This window comes from Enterobacter cloacae complex sp. P16RS2 (assembly GCF_014982155.1).
In the GTDB taxonomy this organism is placed as follows: Bacteria; Pseudomonadota; Gammaproteobacteria; order Enterobacterales; family Enterobacteriaceae; genus Enterobacter; species Enterobacter cloacae_M.
The window spans coordinates 52,901-69,056 of sequence record NZ_JADCKW010000028.1; the positions used below are offsets into that span (position 1 = coordinate 52,901).

Here is a 16,156-nt window from a genome sequence, read left to right on the forward strand (position 1 = left end):
AGCCGATAATGAGAAACTCAACCTTTATTACCGATGAGGATCGCTGGCAGGCCGTGCTGGCCCGCGATCCGCTCGCTGACGAACAGTTTGTCTTCGCCGTGCAGACGACGGGTATTTTCTGCCGCCCGTCATGCCGCGCCCGCCACGCGCTGCGTAAAAACGTCCGCTTTTATCCCGATGCCCACCATGCCGTTCAGGCAGGGTTTCGCCCGTGCAAGCGCTGCATGCCGGACAAACGCGATCCGCAGGCGCAGAAGCTGGCAAAAGTGGAACACGCCTGCCGTCTTCTGGAGCAGGATCCCACGCTAACCCTGGAGAGGCTGGCGCAGCAGGTCGCCATGAGTCCTTTCCATTTCCACCGTCTGTTTAAGTCCGCGACCGGCATGACGCCAAAGGCCTGGCAGCAGGCGGCGCGAGGCCAGCGCCTGCGCACCGCGCTTGCACAGGGAGACAAAGTTACCGACGCCGTGCTGGCGGCGGGGTTTCCCGACAGCAGCAGCTATTATCGTAAAGCCAACGATGCGCTGGGCATGACGGCGAAGCAGTACCGCAAAGGGGATGCGGCAGTGCGTTATGCCATCAGCGACTGCTCGTTAGGACGCTGTCTGGTTGCGGAAAGCGAGCGGGGGATCTGCGCGATCCTGCTGGGTGACAGCGATGAAGAATTAGCCGAAGAGCTTGCCGCGCATTTTCCAAAAGCAGCGCATGCGCCGCTGGAAGAGGATTTCGCACAGCGGATCCAGCAGGTGATTGCCAGTATTGATAACCGCGATGTACCACTTGCGCTGCCGCTGGATATTCGCGGAACCGCGTTCCAGCAGCGCGTCTGGCAGGCCCTTCGCAACATTCCCTGCGGCGAAACGGCAAGTTACCGGCAGGTGGCGCAGGCGATTGGTCAACCTAATGCGGTACGCGCCGTTGCCGGAGCCTGTGCGGCAAACACGCTGGCGATTGTGATCCCCTGTCATCGCGTGGTTCGTAACGACGGCGCGCTGTCGGGTTACCGTTGGGGGACGGCGCGAAAAGCGCTATTACTGAAACGTGAGGCGAAACGCCAGGAGGGATAATGCTCGATCTTTTTGCGGATGCTGAACCCTGGCAGGAGCCGCTTGCGCCGGGAGCGGTGATCCTGCGCCGTTTTGCACTCTCCCGTGCGGCGGCGCTTCTTGCCGGTATCGACGAGGTGACGGCGGTTTCGCCATTTCGCCATATGGTGACGCCGGGCGGCTACACCATGTCGGTGGCCATGGCCAGCTGCGGCGAACTGGGCTGGGCGACGAACGAGCGGGGCTATCTGTATGCTCCGAACGATCCCGCTACCGGCCAGCCGTGGCCCGCGATGCCCGCGATTTTTCAGTCTCTCTGCCACGAGGCCGCCGTGGCAGCGCAGTATCCTGACTTCCGGCCGGATGCCTGCCTGATCAACCGCTACGCCGTTGGCGCGAAGCTCTCGCTGCATCAGGACAAGGATGAACCCGATCTTCGCGCGCCTATCGTCTCGGTATCGTTAGGTTTGCCTGCCGTCTTCCAGTTTGGGGGATTACGCCGCAACGACCCGCTCAAGCGCATTATGCTGGAACATGGCGATGTGGTGGTGTGGGGCAGGGAGTCGCGGCTTTATTATCACGGCATTCAGCCGCTGAAGCCCGGGATCCACCCGCTCACGGGCGAGTACCGTTTCAACCTGACCTTCCGTCAGGCGGGGTACAGTAAACTAAAATAAGAATTATTCTTGATGTACACGCAGGGCAGTTTACACTGCTGGCTGATTTTTATTGTCCGGATTGCCTGCATGCAACTACTTCTCCTCGTCTGGCGTCAGTATCGCTGGCCCTTCATCGCAGTAATGGCGTTAAGCCTCGCCAGCGCCGCGCTGGGTATTGGCCTGATCGCGTTTATTAACGTGCGGTTGATTGAAATGGTCGATACCTCGCTCTCCGTTCTGCCGGAGTTTCTCGGCCTGCTGCTCCTGCTGATGGCGGTTACGCTCGGTTCCCAGCTGGCGCTGACCACGCTCGGGCACCATTTCGTTTTCCGTTTGCGCAGTGAGTTTATCAAGCGGATCCTGGACACCCAGGTTGAGCGCGTTGAGCAGCTCGGCAGCGCATCCCTGCTGGCGGGGCTGACCAGCGACGTGCGCGCCATTACCATCGCGTTCGTTCGGCTGCCGGAGCTGGTGCAGGGGATCATTCTGACCTTTGGCTCGGCTGCCTATCTCGCCTGGCTCTCCAGCAAAATGCTGGCGGTGACCGCTCTGTGGATTGTCATTACCATCTGGGGCGGCTTTATGCTGGTGTCGCGCGTCTACAAACACATGGCGGTGCTGCGCGAAACCGAAGATAAGCTTTATAACGATTACCAGACGGTGCTGGAAGGGCGCAAAGAGCTCACCCTGAACCGCGAGCGCGCCGAGCATATCTTTAATCATCTCTATATCCCGGACGCGCGCGAATACCGTCATCATATTATTCGCGCCGACACCTTCCACCTGAGCGCGGTGAACTGGTCAAACATCATGATGCTGGGTGCCATTGGCCTGGTGTTCTGGATGGCGAACGGCCTGGGCTGGGCGGACACCAACGTCGCGGCAACCTACTCGCTGACGCTGCTGTTTTTGCGCACGCCGCTGCTCTCAGCGGTCGGTGCGCTGCCCACCCTGCTGAGTGCGCAGGTGGCATTTAATAAGCTCAAAAAATTCGATCTCGCGCCGTTCAAGGCCGAATTCCCACGCCCGCAGGCCTTCCCGAACTGGCAGACGCTGGAGCTGCGTAACGTGACGTTCCGCTATCAGGACAGCGCCTTCTCCGTGGGGCCGGTCAACCTGACGATCCGCCGCGGTGAACTGCTGTTCCTCATCGGCGGTAACGGCAGCGGTAAATCTACGCTGGCGATGTTGCTAACCGGACTCTATCAGCCGCAGTCGGGCGAGATTTTGCTGGACGGCAAGGCGCTAAGCGCGGAGAAGCCCGAGGATTACCGCAAGCTTTTCTCGGCGGTGTTCACCGACGTCTGGCTGTTCGAGCGGCTGCTGGGGCCGGAAGGGCAACAGGCCAATCCGGCGCTGGTGGAAAAATGGCTGGCGCAGCTGCAGATGTCGCACAAGCTGGAACTTCAGGACGGTAAAATTCTCAATCTGAAGCTTTCCAAAGGGCAGAAAAAGCGCGTGGCGCTGCTGCTGGCGCTGGCGGAAGAGCGTGACATCATCCTGCTGGACGAGTGGGCTGCGGATCAGGATCCGCATTTCCGCCGCGAGTTTTATCAGGTGCTGCTGCCGCTGATGCAGGAGATGGGCAAAACCATTTTCGCCATCAGCCACGACGATCACTACTTCATTCATGCTGACCGCCTGCTGGAGATGCGCGACGGCAAGCTGAGCGAGCTGACCGGTGAAGAGCGCGATGCGGCCTCGCGTGACGCGGTGGCGCGTACGGCCTGATGCCCTCACCCTAACCCTCTCCCACAGGGAGAGGGGATAGATCGTGGCTGTAATGACGCTTTTTTCTCCATCCCGTCCCGTTGTTTATTCTTATTTACATATCCCCGCGCTATGCTTAACCCCAACTCATTTAATGGATTTATGATTGATGTCGGTATTAAAGAAAAACAGCGCCAGACAGCGTGACCAGGAGCGCGCGCGACTCATCTGGCTTCTCACGACCGATAAAGCGGTCACTTCTACGCTATTAGGCAAACTCACCCTGGCTGAGCAATATGATGTCGGCACCCTGGCCGACGATATTGCTGAGGTAGGTGCGCTGGTTGCTCATTTACCCCCGCCGGATCTGGCGGATACCCTTGAAGCGCTTCCCTCGGAAGAACGCCACGCCCTGTGGCGTCTGGTGCAGGATCACGAGCGCGGGCAGGTGCTGCTTGAGGCCTCCGAAAACGTCTGGGACGACCTGATCGACGAGATGAGCGACCGGGATATTCTCGACGCGGTGCAAACCCTGGATATCGACGAGCAGATTTACCTCGTTCAGCACCTGCCGCGAAACCTGACCGGCCGCCTGCTGGCGTCACTGCCTGCGGAGGAGCGGGCGCGCGTGCGTCAGGTGATGCACTACGAGAAAAACAGCGTCGGCGCGATCATGGAGTTCGGCGTTATCACGGTGCGCCCGGACGTGACGCTCGGTACCGTGCAGCGCTATCTGCGTCGCCTGGGCAAAATGCCGGACAACACCGATAAACTGTTTGTCACCTCCCGGGATAAAACCCTGCTTGGCGAACTTGAGCTGAAAACCATCCTGCTCAACAGCACCCAGCGGAAGGTGAGCGAGGTGATGGAAAACGAGCCGATGGTCTTCTCCCCGGAAGACGACGCGGAGAAAGCGGCGCGTACCTTCGAGCGTGACGACCTGGTGAGTGCCGCCGTCGTGGATTCCGTCGGCAAACTGATGGGGCGTCTGACCATCGATGAGATCGTTGACGTGGTCTATGAAGAAACCGACAACGACCTGCGCGCGCTCGGCGGGATCAGCGCCGAAGATGACGTCCATGCCTCCGTCGGCAAGGCGGTAAAAACGCGCTGGGCGTGGCTGGCCATTAACCTGTGTACCGCGTTTATCGCCTCCCGGGTGATTGACGGTTTTGAACACACCATTTCTCAGCTGGTGGCGCTGGCCTCGCTGATGCCGATTGTGGCCGGAATCGGCGGCAACACCGGAAACCAGACCATCACCATGATCGTCCGCGCGCTGGCGCTGGAAAATATTCAGCCAGGTAACTTCGCCTTTCTGATCTTCAGGGAGATGGGCGTGGCGCTGATCAACGGCCTGGTGTGGGGCGGCATTATGGGCGGCATCACCTGGTGGCTGTACGACGATATGGCCCTGGGCGGCGTGATGATGCTGGCGATGGTGCTGAACCTGCTGGTGGCATCAATGATGGGAGTCATTATCCCGCTGACGATGACCAAACTGGGGCGCGACCCCGCGGTGGGGTCGAGCGTGATGATCACCGCCATCACCGATACCGGCGGTTTCTTTATTTTTCTTGGGCTGGCGACGATTTTTCTTCTTTAAGCCGACGCTTAATGCGGGCGGGGAGGAGTGCCATGACGATAATCCCGCCCAGCACGCCAATCGCCAGATTGCCGGTTGATACCGTGGCGGCAACGGTCACCAGCATGACGACCGTTTCTGCTATCGGGGCTGTTTTCACCGTGGCTGGCTGAAGGCTGTGCCAGCTGAAGGTTTTGACGGCGACAATCGCCATAATGCCCGCCAGCACCGCCATCGGGATTTTGGCCATCACGTCGCTGAGCGCCGTCACCAGGATCAGCAGCACAATGCCCGCCGCAAAGGTTGAAATGCGGCTTCGACCTTTCCCCATCTCCACGTTGACGATGGTTTGTCCGATCATCGCGCAGCCAGCAATCCCCCCGTAAAATCCGGCCAGGATATTGCCGACGCCTAATCCAATGCTTTCGCGGCGTTTACTGGACGGCGTTGCGGTCAGCTCATCCACCAGCTTTGCCGTCAGCAGGGATTCCAGCAGGCCGACAAACGCGATGCTCAGCGCGCACGGCCAGATAATGCTCAGCGTCTGCACATTGAGCGGGACCAGCAGCTCGGTAAGACCCGGCAAACCGCCGCTCATGGAGCCTTCATCGCCCACGGTCGGCAGGATTTGACCGGTTGAAACGGTGAACAAGGTAAGCACAACAATCGCAATCAGCGGGGAAGGGATGCTTTTGATATAGCGCGGCACCCACAGCACAATCAGCAGCGTCAGGACGAACAGGCCCACAATCAGCGGGCTTCGGCTCCAGAAATGCGGCACCTGAGCGAAGAAGATCAAAATGCCCAGGGCGTTAACAAATCCGGTCATGACCGACTGGGGGATAAAGCGCATCAGTCTTGCCATGCCCAGCATGCCAAACAGAATCTGAATCACGCCCGCCATCAGCACGGCGGGAAGTATGTACTGTACGCCGTGCTGATGCACCATCGGGCCAATGACCAGCGCCACGGACCCGGCCGCTGCCGTGACCATCGCCGGACGGCCCCCGAGTACAGACAGGGCAAGACACAGCACCACGGAGGCGATCAGGCTGACCTTCGGGTCAACGCCCGCCACCACGGAAAATGAGATAACCTCGGGGAACAGCGCCAGGGCGGTAATCACGCCTGCCAGCGTTTCACGCGTCAGCTGCTTAGGGGAACGCAGCACGTTGGCTACGCGGTCTTCGGGGGATACAGCAGAATGGGGTAGGGACATAACAGTTCGCTGGTTAGGGCAGGCTTCCGTGCGCGCGATCACAAAACGCAACATACTATCCAGTAAAACCGCGCTTTACCAGACGCATCGATAATTCCTCACAAACAATCCATCATTAAATTTCACAATTACAATAATTTCGTAACCTTTAAACAATATTTAAAAGTTGTTACCGTGCCCCCGCAGCTTTTTTCACCTGCAATTTCCACGCATCAAGCACTTTTACACTAAGGCATAAATTATGAAAAAAATGACTGCCATGCTCTTTTCTCTGGCCGTGGGGCTTAACACCGTCTCCATGGCGGCGAAAGCTGACGCACCAAAAGAGCAGGAAACGGACGTCCTTTTAATTGGTGGCGGTATCATGAGCGCCACGCTGGGAACCTATCTGCAAGAACTGCAGCCGGACTGGTCTATGACCATGGTCGAGCGCCTTGATGGCGTGGCGCAGGAGAGTTCGAACGGATGGAATAACGCCGGTACCGGACATTCGGCACTCATGGAACTGAACTATACGCCGCAGAAAAAGGACGGTTCCATTAGTATCGAGAAGGCGGTAGAGATCAACGAAGCATTCCAGGTTTCTCGCCAGTTCTGGTCTCATCAGGTCAACAGCGGCGTGATGCACGACCCGCACTCTTTCATCAACACCGTGCCGCACATGAGCTTTGTGTGGGGAGAGCAGAACGTCAACTTCCTGCGCGCGCGCTACGCCGCTCTGCAGCAGAGCACGCTGTTCCGCGGGATGAAATACTCTGAAGACCACGCGCAGATTAAAGAGTGGGCTCCGCTGGTCATGGAAGGTCGTGACCCGAACCAGAAAGTGGCGGCGACCCGTACCGAAATTGGTACCGACGTTAACTACGGTGAAATTACCCGTCAGCTGGTGACGTCTCTGAAGAAAAAAGAGAACTTCAACCTGCAGCTCAGCACCGAAGTGCGCGGTTTCAAGCGCAACGCGGATAACAGCTGGAGCGTGACCGTTGCCGATCTGAAAAACAACGAAGCCGAGCACGTCATCAGGGCGAAGTTTGTCTTTATCGGTGCGGGCGGCGCGGCGCTGAAGCTGCTGCAGGAGTCCGGTATTCCGGAAGCGGACGACTACGCGGGCTTCCCGGTCGGCGGTCAGTTCCTGGTGTCCGATAACCCGGAAGTGGTGAACCGTCATCTGGCAAAAGTGTACGGTCAGGCTTCCGTGGGCGCGCCGCCAATGTCTGTTCCACACATCGACACTCGTATGCTTGACGGCAAACGCGTGGTGCTGTTTGGACCGTTCGCGACCTTCTCCACGAAGTTCCTGAAAAACGGCTCCCTGTGGGATCTGCTGAGCGCAACCACCACCTCTAACGTCAAGCCGATGATGGACGTGGGGCTGGATAACTTCGATCTGGTGAAATACCTGATTAGCCAGGTGATGCTCTCTGACGACGACCGTTTCGAGGCGCTGAAAGAGTACTATCCGCAGGCGAAGAAAGAAGACTGGCGTCTGTGGCAGGCGGGTCAGCGCGTACAGATCATCAAGCGCGATCCGAAAGAGGGTGGCGTGCTGCGTCTGGGTACCGAAGTGGTAAGCGATAAGGATGGCACCATTGCCGCGCTGCTGGGTGCGTCACCGGGCGCGTCTACCGCTGCGCCAATCATGCTGCACCTGATGGAAAAAGTGTTTAAAGACAAAGTCGCCAGCCCGGAATGGCAGGCGAAGCTGAAAACCATTATTCCATCCTACGGCACGAAGCTGAACGGCAACGTGAGCGCGACGGAGCAGGAGCTGGAATACACCAGCCGCGTTCTGCAGCTGCAATACATCAAGCCACAGGCTGCGGATGCTGCGCCAAAAGCGGAGCTGAAGCCTCAGCCGGAAAACAAACCGGTTGCGGATATCGCGCTGTAAGATAAAAGCAAAACGGTAACATCCGTTACCGTTTTAGTGTTTTCTCCCTCTCCCGGTGGGAGAGGGGGGGGGGAGGGCACCTGAGCGCACCCTTTCCGGGTCGGGTAAGGCGAAACCGCCACCCGACTTAATTTCAACGTACTACCGCTTGTCCGACAGTCTCATCTGCCTTCCAGATGCGATACTTCACTTCTACGTTTTCAGGCGTATACACCACGATCGGCAGCTTGCTGTTGTAGCGCAACAGACTGTTGTCGCCCAGATACGCCGTTACAAATTTCTTCTCTTTCTTGCCGTCCGGGCAGGCCATCATGGTGGAAACCGGAGAGGTCACTTTGTCAAAGACGTAATAATCGTAACCCCAGCCTTCCAGGGTTTTACTTTCCAGCTGACCGCCCAGACGGTGCTGGTTGCAGTCCACTTCCAGCGTCTTGCCAATTAACAGTTCCACTTTAAAGTTCGCTTCATCCTGCTGAACCGGCAGCTGAATCACCTGACGCTTCATCCCTTTGTCCGCCTGCGGGTACGGAGCCACTTTTTCCAGCGGCTGCTGTTTTGGGGTTTCGCTGGCGAAAGCGCTGCTGCTGACGCACGCGGCGGCGATGAGGGCGATGGCAAATTTAGGTGCGTTTTTCATTGTCATTCCTTTATGTCAAAACGATCCTGCGCAGGTTAACATAACAACGATGAATGACCGGTGTTATTTACTTACATTTTCACTATTGATAGCGTTATGCGCTTTTAATTTACCTTTTTAGTGGTTTTTTATGCTGGTGTGGAGTCAGGTGTCAGTTCGTGTTATTTTAGACCCTATATATTGTTATTCATCTGTAAAAGGGAAGAGAGATGGTTTGTGCAAAACTGAAAACGCCTGAAGGCCGCAAGTTCCTCCTGGCGCTGCTGGTCGTATTTATGATTGCTGCCGCATGCGTGGGGCGGGCAACCATCGTTGGCGTGATCGAACAGTACAATATTCCCCTCTCTGCCTGGACAACCAGCATGTATGTCCTGCAGTCGGCGATGATCTTCGTCTACAGCCTGGTGTTTACCGTTCTGCTGGCCATCCCGCTGGGCATTTTCTTCCTGGGTGGACGTGAGAAGCATTAAGCGCTGACTCGCAATAGCTAAGCCATCCTGCCGGATGGCTTTTTTATGGTCTCATCACACTCTCCTCAGGTTTTTTTAATCCGCGATATCCTATCCTGTAAGCATTCAGGCAACTGTTTTTAAAGCAGGAGCGGTAGATGCGTTCCAGATTTCCAGTGCTCAGTCAGATCCCCAAAGGCGTCTGGGTTGTGGGGGGCGTCAGTATGCTGATGGATATCTCGTCAGAGAGTATTCACAGCCTCCTGCCACTTTTTATGATGACCACCCTCGGTACGAGCGTGCTGTTTATCGGCCTGATTGAAGGGCTGGCGGAGGCCATAGCGCTTTTTATTAAGGTCTTTTCGGGGGCGATAAGCGACTACCTGGGTCAACGTAAGGGGCTGGCTCTGTTAGGGTATGGCCTGGGGGCGCTAAGCAAACCCCTTTTCGCATTAGCGTCCTCTTCCGGGATGGTTTTAGGCGCACGTCTCATGGACCGCACGGGGAAGGGAATACGGGGCGCCCCGCGGGATGCGCTGGTTGCAGACGTCACGCCGCCGGAAATGCGTGGTGCGGCTTATGGTCTGCGTCAGTCAATGGATACCACAGGCGCATTTCTTGGCCCATTACTGGCCGTAAGCTTAATGCTGTTACTGGACAATGATTTTCGCACCGTTTTCTGGATAGCTCTTATCCCCGGTCTGCTTTCAGTTGCCTTGCTCTATTTCGGCCTTCAGGAGCCGAAAACTCCCCTCGAACATAAACGTACTAATCCCATTAAACGAGAGAATTTAAGGCGGCTGGGTAAAGCGTGCTGGTGGGTGATTGGCCTTGGTGCAGTGTTCACGCTTGCCCGGTTTAGCGAGGCTTTTCTCGTCCTTCGTGCGCAGCAGTCGGGCGTTCCTCTGGCCCTTATTCCGCTGGTGATGGTGGTCATGAACGTACTCTATTCCCTTTCGGCTTACCCTTTTGGCAAACTTTCTGATGGCATGAGCCACACCCGACTTCTGCAGTGGGGGCTAATGGTGCTGATTGGTGCAGATGTTGTTCTGGCGCTGAGCAGCCACTGGATGGGAGTCATTTTAGGCGTCGCGTTTTGGGGGATACATATGGGTATGACTCAGGGATTACTGGCGGCAATGATAGCTAAAACTGCACCGCCCGATCTGCGCGGTACGGCTTTCGGTATTTTTAGTCTGGTCAGCGGCGTGGGATTGTTAATCGCCAGCGTGGGAGCCGGCGCGATATGGGAAACGTTTGGCGCGGAATATACGTTTTATGCCGGAGCGGTGATTTGTCTGGCTACGCTAGTGTATCTGCGCAAAACGCCGGACGAGGCGAAATAAAAAACCAGCCATCAGGCTGGTTTTCAGTGTGTTTTTGGTCGGCACGAGAGGATTTGAACCTCCGACCCCCGACACCCCATGACGGTGCGCTACCAGGCTGCGCTACGTGCCGACGCATAAAAAGAATACTACTCGATTCCGTTTTGAATGCAAGGGAATCTGTCGCTAACTGGTTTATTATTAATCAGTTAGCGATGAAGCGCTTCTCATCCGTCAGGACCTGAAGCAGCAGGCTCAGCTGCGGTTTCTGATCTTTCAACCGTTCACCCTGCAGATTATACGTCTGATAATTCCCGTTGCTGTTCAGAACCAGCGTCAGCTTCGGCGTGGTGACTACCAGCGTATTATTCCCCGCCGCCGTCACCCAGCTGTGGCGGCGCGCGGCGCTGAAGAGATCCTGCCCCTGCGAATACTCGTTTGCTGGCGTGCTGACGTGCAGCAGACGTTGCATCAGGGTAGTCATCACATCTTTATGCTCGGTGAGCATACTGATGCGCTGCGCCGGGGTGCCAGGCCAGTGGATCACCAGCGGAACCTGCAGATTCGGGCGAGACCAGCTCATACTCTTCGTCTCGTCACCTAGCGGCACGCCATGACCCGCGGTCACGATCACCACGGTGTTGTCCAGCTTGCCCGACTCGCGAAGCGCATCAAGCACGCGGCCTATCTGCGCATCAACATCGCCAGCCGCGCGACCGTAGCGGCGCGCAAAGTCACTCTTATTGCTGTCAGCAAGCGTTGTGCCGTTAAAGGCAACCCATGAGAACCAGCGGTTATCTTCCTGGGCGTAACGCTGCAGCCAGTTTATCCATTGGCTGGCGGTCTGCGCGTCGGACTGTTTTTGCGCCGTCGGCAGTGAGAAATCGGACAGCAGCGCCTGGCGGTAGAGCGGGCTGTTAAAGCCATCGGAGGAGAACAACCCTAACTGATAGCCTTGCTGATTCAGCCCGGTGATCAGCGCCGCAGGCGTGCGGGTAGACAGTACGCCGTCCATGTAGCCAGCTGAAATGCCATAGAAGAGGCCAAAGATGCCCGCATCGGCGGTGTTACCGGAGCTCATATGCTGAGTAAACGAGACGTTCTGACTCGCGAAAGCGGCCAGCGCCGGCATCTGCTTCTCGAAACGGGAATAGTTCAGGCCATCGACGGTGATCAGCAGGACGTTTTGCCCGCGCCCCATATCGCGGTAGTTCAGGTCACTCAGAGGATACTGAACGCTGACGGCTTCCGGGTTACCCTGCTCGATAAGACGGCGCTGGTACTCCTGCGCATCAAGCAGGCCGTGTTTCTCGAGGAAGCGACGGGCCGTCATCGGGTACGAGAGCGGCAGGTTCGCGCGCTGCATGGTAATAGGGCGATAGAAGTTCGCATCCGCCCAGATATACATGATGTGCGAACTGATAAAGGAGATGAAAAAGAGCGCGGCGACGGGCTTCGCATAATGGCGTCGCCGGGTCAGGCTGCGGAGCTTTTGCCAGCTCCAGGTAGCGAACAGCATCTCAATCAGCAGGATCACCGGGACGCTGATAAACATCAGCTGCCAGTCACGGGCCGTTTCGTTCTGGTCGGGGTTAATCACCAGTTCCCAGACGATGGGGTTGAGGTGCAGGTGGAAGCGGGTGAACACTTCACTGTCGATAAGCAGCAGCGTCATCCCAACCGTCGCAAGGATGGCGGACAAGAACCGCATCAGACGCTGCGACATGACGATAAACGTCAGGGGGAACAGGATCAGCAGATAGGTGGCGAAAACCAAAAAGCTAAAGTGACCCACAACGCTCATCCAGGAGTAGATACGCCCGGTTAGCGTTGTTGGCCAGTCTGCGACAAACAGATAACGACAGCCAATGACCGTCGCCAGCAGAATGTTGAACAGGGCAAACCAGTGCCCCCAGCTGACCATCTGGGAGACTTTTTCACGGTAGCGCTGACGATTCGTCACCATAAACTGTTGTTCGTATCCCTTAATGGGCCGGGTCGTTGCTGACGGACGACTGTAAAGCCTGGGCGAACGATTTTGCGATCGCCTGACGCTGAGCCGGAGCAACGCTGGTGTTAATCAGGTTGGTGACCATATTTCCCAAAACCATCAGGGAGAGATCGGTCGGCGTTTTATGTTTTTCCAGTACGTTGACCAGCTCACTGAGCAGTTGTTCAACGTGTTCATCACTGTAGCGGGAATGTTGTGGCATAAATCAAAATCAGTTTGTTGATGAAAGGGCAACATATTACCGTAGCAACAGCTTTTTTTCCCCTTTTTTATCTGTTGTTGCACACATGTCCTGGTGGTGGTTGAATACCGCCCGGTCTAAAAGGAGAGTTTATCATGAGTCTGGAAATCAACCAGATTGCCTTGCACCAGCTTATCAAGCGTGATGAGCAAACCCTTGAAGTGGTGCTGCGCGATTCGTTACTGGAACCCACGGCGACCGTGGTGGAGATGATGGCAGAGCTGCATCGCGTCTACAGCGCCAAAAATAAAGCCTATGGTCTTTTCAGCGAAGACAGCGAACTGGCCGATAGCCTGCGCCTGCAGCGCCAGGGTGAAGAGGATTTCCTGGCGTTTAGCCGTGCGGCAACCGGGCGTCTGCGCGACGAGCTGGCTAAATATCCGTTCGCCGACGGCGGGATTGTCTTGTTCTGCCACTACCGCTATCTGGCGGTCGAGTATCTGCTGGTTACCGTGCTGAATAACTTAAGCAGCATGCGCGTGAACGAGCAGCTGGATATCAGCTCGACGCATTATCTGGACATTAACCATGCGGATATCGTGGCGCGTATTGATTTGACCGAGTGGGAAACCAACCCGGAGTCGACCCGCTACCTGACTTTCCTGAAGGGACGCGTGGGCCGCAAAGTGGCGGATTTCTTTATGGACTTCCTCGGCGCCAGTGAAGGGCTTAACGCCAAAGCGCAGAACAAAGGGCTGCTCCAGGCGGTTGACGATTTCACAGCAGAAGCGCAGCTCGATAAATCTGAGCGCCAGACGGTGCGTCAGCAGGTTTACAGCTACTGCAACGAACAGCTGCAGGCAGGGGAAGAGATTGAGCTGGAGTCGCTGTCAAAAGAGCTGGCGGGCGTCAGCGAAGTCAGCTTCCAGGAATTTACCGCAGAAAAGGGCTATGAGCTTGAAGAGAGCTTCCCGGCGGATCGCAGCACGCTGCGTCAGTTAACCAAGTTTGCCGGCAGCGGCGGTGGGTTAACCATCAACTTTGACGCGATGCTGCTGGGTGAACGTATCTTCTGGGATCCGGCCACCGATACGCTGACCATTAAAGGTACGCCGCCGAACCTGCGCGATCAGCTTCAGCGCCGCACCTCGGGTGGGAAATAACAGCCATAAAAAAACCCCGCAGAAGCGGGGTTTTTTTCGACAGGTTTGCGATTATGCGCGAACGAAGTCGATGTGAGTCAGTTTTGGCTTGAACGCGTGACGCTGAACAGCCTGAACTTTCACTTTTTCTTCTTTACCGCCAACAACGATGGTCAGAACTTCGCTGTAGAATTCAGCTTTGGTCTGCAGGTTCCACAGTTTGTCGTGATCCAGTTCGATTGCAACTGGAGCAGCTTCGCCACCGTAAACGATAGCCGGGAACTTGTTAGCGGTACGCAGGCGGCGGCTCGCACCCTTACCCTGCACGTTACGTACTTCTGCTTCGATAGTGAACATTGATTTCTCTCTGTATTTAAAACCCTACTACAGGCGACCCAGCAGCAGGTGAGTGTTCTGCCTCACGGATGTGAAGCGGGCGGCATTTTATACTCAAATGCCCCTCACATCAATGAAAAGTCCCGCTAACCGCGCAATTCGTTGGCGCGACGGAAGCGACCTTCGTAGTCAAAGAGCTTCTCGCGCACCTGCCAGAACTGGCCTTTTTTACGGGCGACGACAAAATCCGGATGGCGCAATAGCATCTGCTGGCGCACGATATCGGCCACGGTTATCCAGCGCAGGGGCACGCCCGGCGTGCGGGTATGCGGGCGGATAAACAGCTGTTCGAAGGCCATTCGCTGGGCAGGCGTCTGAACCCGGAAGCGCTCGCTGACGTCCGCCCCGTCTTCGTCGTAATAGGTGATTTTCAACCACTCGCCTTTTTCATCGGTGCCGGGCTGCAGCGCCATGCCGGAACAGCGCAGCACCAGGGCATCTTTCAGCTTTAGCGCCGCTTTCAGCATGTCATCCGGGTCAACCAGCACCGCGTCGCATTCCCGGCAGCGGCGGGCGGCAATGTCGTTTTCGGCGTTGCACTGCGGGCAGTTTTTGAACCGGAAGCGGAAATCGCACTGCTCGCGATGCCCGTCATCATCTTCAAACCAGCCCTGACAGCGGCGGCCAAAGTGTTCGATCAGCGTACCGTCGGCGGTGGTTTTTCCCCAGAAGGTGTTGGCAAACCCGCAGGCAGGGCAAAAGACCTGCACGGGCACGTTGTCGCTTTTCCCTTTTGGCGCGCCGACCTCAGGCGTATAGAGATCGTGCGGGTTACCGGCATAATCCAGAATCAGGCAGTCGGTTTTTCCCGGGGCCAGACGCAGGCCGCGGCCAACAATCTGCTGATACAGACTGACCGATTCGGTCGGGCGCAAAATGGCGATCAGGTCGACATGCGGGGCGTCAAAGCCGGTGGTCAATACCGACACGTTTACCAGATAGCGGAACCGCTGGGCTTTAAAGGCGTCAATCAGGCCGTCGCGCTCCGGGCCGGGCGTTTCGCCGGTGATTAACGCCGCGTCGCCGGCGGGCAGTAATCCGGTGATTTCACGCGCGTGCTCAACGGTGGCGGCAAAGATCATTACCCCCTTGCGCGTCGCGGCGAACTCCTCAATCTGGCTGATAATATGCGGCGTAATACGCTTCTGCTTTTTCAGCTCCTGATTGAGATCCGCTTCGCTGAATAAGCCGTTGCTCTGCGCCTGCAAACGGCTGAAATCGTACTGCACCACCGGCATATCCAGCCGTTCAGGCGGCGTCAGGTAGCCATGTTTAATCATGTAGCGCAGCGGAAGTTCGTAAATGCAGTCGCTAAACAGGGCTTTGTCATCACCGCGAACCATGCCGTGATAATGATAGCGATAGATCCAGCCTTTCCCCAGGCGAAACGGGGTCGCCGTCAGGCCCAGCAGGCGCAGGTGAGGATTCACCGCTTTCAGGTGAGCCAGGATTTGCTGGTACTGGCTGTCGTCGTCATCGCTGATGCGGTGACACTCGTCGACGATCAGCAGCGAAAATTCGCTGCGAAACAGCTCCAGATTGCGCGCCACCGACTGCACGCTGCCAAAAACCACTTTGCCGTGGCTCTCTTTGCGCTTCAACCCGGCGGCGAAAATATCGGCTTCCAGCCCAAGCGCACAATACTTGGCGTGGTTTTGCGCGACGAGCTCTTTAACGTGCGCCAGCACCAGCACGCGACCGCGAGCCAGACGCGCCAGTTCGGCGATGACCAGGCTTTTGCCTGCGCCGGTCGGGAGCACAATCGCCGCCGGCTCGCGATGTTTACGGAACCAGGCGAGGGTGGCGTCAACGGCTTCCTGCTGATAGGGACGAAGTGTAAAAGTCATGGGGTCTCGGTTTCGTTATTCCGCACATAGTATGCCACGAAACTTTTTCCCTTGAGTG

Annotated in this window: 14 protein-coding genes and 1 tRNA gene; 8 read left to right on the forward strand and 7 right to left on the reverse strand. The window is 56.9% G+C overall.

The features are described from left to right. Positions 1 to 8: 8 nt before the first annotated feature. From ada to mgtE, 4 genes are all read left to right on the forward strand, one after another. On the forward strand, positions 9 to 1,067 hold the full coding sequence (gene ada, locus INF68_RS17505; protein WP_126786707.1) for a bifunctional DNA-binding transcriptional regulator/O6-methylguanine-DNA methyltransferase Ada: 1,059 nt from the start codon (positions 9 to 11) through the stop codon (positions 1,065 to 1,067). Continuing rightward, the gene (gene alkB, locus INF68_RS17510; protein WP_126786708.1) at positions 1,067 to 1,723 is read left to right on the forward strand and encodes a DNA oxidative demethylase AlkB; all 657 of its coding nucleotides are present in this window, start codon (positions 1,067 to 1,069) and stop codon (positions 1,721 to 1,723) included. The genes ada and alkB overlap by 1 nt, the downstream gene beginning before the upstream one ends. A 69-nt stretch (positions 1,724 to 1,792) precedes the next feature. Beyond that, entirely contained in the window at positions 1,793 to 3,436 is a 1,644-nt protein-coding gene (locus INF68_RS17515) for a multidrug ABC transporter permease/ATP-binding protein (protein WP_126786709.1), read from the forward strand. Positions 3,437 to 3,584: 148 nt separating this feature from the next. Continuing rightward, positions 3,585 to 5,021: a magnesium transporter gene (gene mgtE / locus INF68_RS17520; RefSeq protein ID WP_109846102.1), complete on the forward strand. Its 1,437-nt coding sequence runs from the start codon at positions 3,585 to 3,587 to the stop codon at positions 5,019 to 5,021. Here mgtE and INF68_RS17525 read toward each other — a convergent pair. Further along, a complete protein-coding gene (locus INF68_RS17525) occupies positions 4,984 to 6,273 on the reverse strand; it encodes a SulP family inorganic anion transporter (protein ID WP_193525381.1) in 1,290 nt (429 codons plus the stop codon). The two genes, mgtE and INF68_RS17525, sit on opposite strands and share 38 nt — an antisense overlap. Before the next feature lie 187 nt (positions 6,274 to 6,460). Between INF68_RS17525 and mqo the strand changes: the two genes are divergently transcribed. Next, positions 6,461 to 8,110, forward strand: a complete 1,650-nt coding sequence (gene mqo, locus INF68_RS17530) for a malate dehydrogenase (quinone) (protein WP_126786710.1) — start codon at positions 6,461 to 6,463, stop codon at positions 8,108 to 8,110. 133 nt (positions 8,111 to 8,243) lie between these two features. On the opposite strand, the gene eco is transcribed toward mqo, so the two are convergent. Continuing rightward, the gene (eco, locus tag INF68_RS17535; protein WP_126786711.1) at positions 8,244 to 8,747 is read right to left on the reverse strand and encodes a serine protease inhibitor ecotin; all 504 of its coding nucleotides are present in this window, start codon (positions 8,745 to 8,747) and stop codon (positions 8,244 to 8,246) included. A 209-nt stretch (positions 8,748 to 8,956) separates the two neighbouring features. On the opposite strand from eco, the gene INF68_RS17540 reads away from it, so the two are divergent. Together INF68_RS17540 and INF68_RS17545 are read left to right on the forward strand one after the other, a co-directional pair. Next, a complete protein-coding gene (locus INF68_RS17540) occupies positions 8,957 to 9,217 on the forward strand; it encodes a DUF2534 family protein (RefSeq protein WP_126786712.1) in 261 nt (86 codons plus the stop codon). A gap of 137 nt (positions 9,218 to 9,354) precedes the next feature. Further along, the gene (locus tag INF68_RS17545; RefSeq protein WP_126786713.1) at positions 9,355 to 10,542 is read left to right on the forward strand and encodes an MFS transporter; all 1,188 of its coding nucleotides are present in this window, start codon (positions 9,355 to 9,357) and stop codon (positions 10,540 to 10,542) included. Positions 10,543 to 10,577: 35 nt separating this feature from the next. On the opposite strand, the gene INF68_RS17550 is transcribed toward INF68_RS17545, so the two are convergent. The 3 genes from INF68_RS17550 to INF68_RS17560 form a co-directional block, all read right to left on the reverse strand. Next, positions 10,578 to 10,654: transfer RNA gene (locus INF68_RS17550), tRNA-Pro, on the reverse strand. A 72-nt stretch (positions 10,655 to 10,726) separates the two neighbouring features. Beyond that, entirely contained in the window at positions 10,727 to 12,487 is a 1,761-nt protein-coding gene (yejM, locus tag INF68_RS17555) for an LPS biosynthesis-modulating metalloenzyme YejM (protein WP_126786714.1), read from the reverse strand. A 19-nt stretch (positions 12,488 to 12,506) separates the two neighbouring features. Then, entirely contained in the window at positions 12,507 to 12,734 is a 228-nt protein-coding gene (locus tag INF68_RS17560) for a YejL family protein (RefSeq protein WP_008500958.1), read from the reverse strand. 134 nt (positions 12,735 to 12,868) lie between these two features. Here INF68_RS17560 and yejK point away from each other — a divergent pair, with 134 nt between their 5' ends. Next, entirely contained in the window at positions 12,869 to 13,876 is a 1,008-nt protein-coding gene (yejK, locus tag INF68_RS17565) for a nucleoid-associated protein YejK (protein WP_109845346.1), read from the forward strand. 51 nt (positions 13,877 to 13,927) lie between these two features. Here the strand turns inward: yejK and rplY are convergent, their stop codons facing one another. Further along, the gene (rplY, locus tag INF68_RS17570) at positions 13,928 to 14,212 is read right to left on the reverse strand and encodes a 50S ribosomal protein L25 (RefSeq protein WP_008500956.1); all 285 of its coding nucleotides are present in this window, start codon (positions 14,210 to 14,212) and stop codon (positions 13,928 to 13,930) included. 125 nt (positions 14,213 to 14,337) lie between these two features. Next, positions 14,338 to 16,098 (reverse strand): DEAD/DEAH box helicase, encoded by a 1,761-nt coding sequence (locus tag INF68_RS17575; protein ID WP_126786715.1) that lies wholly within the window; start codon positions 16,096 to 16,098, stop codon positions 14,338 to 14,340. Positions 16,099 to 16,156: the final 58 nt, after the last annotated feature.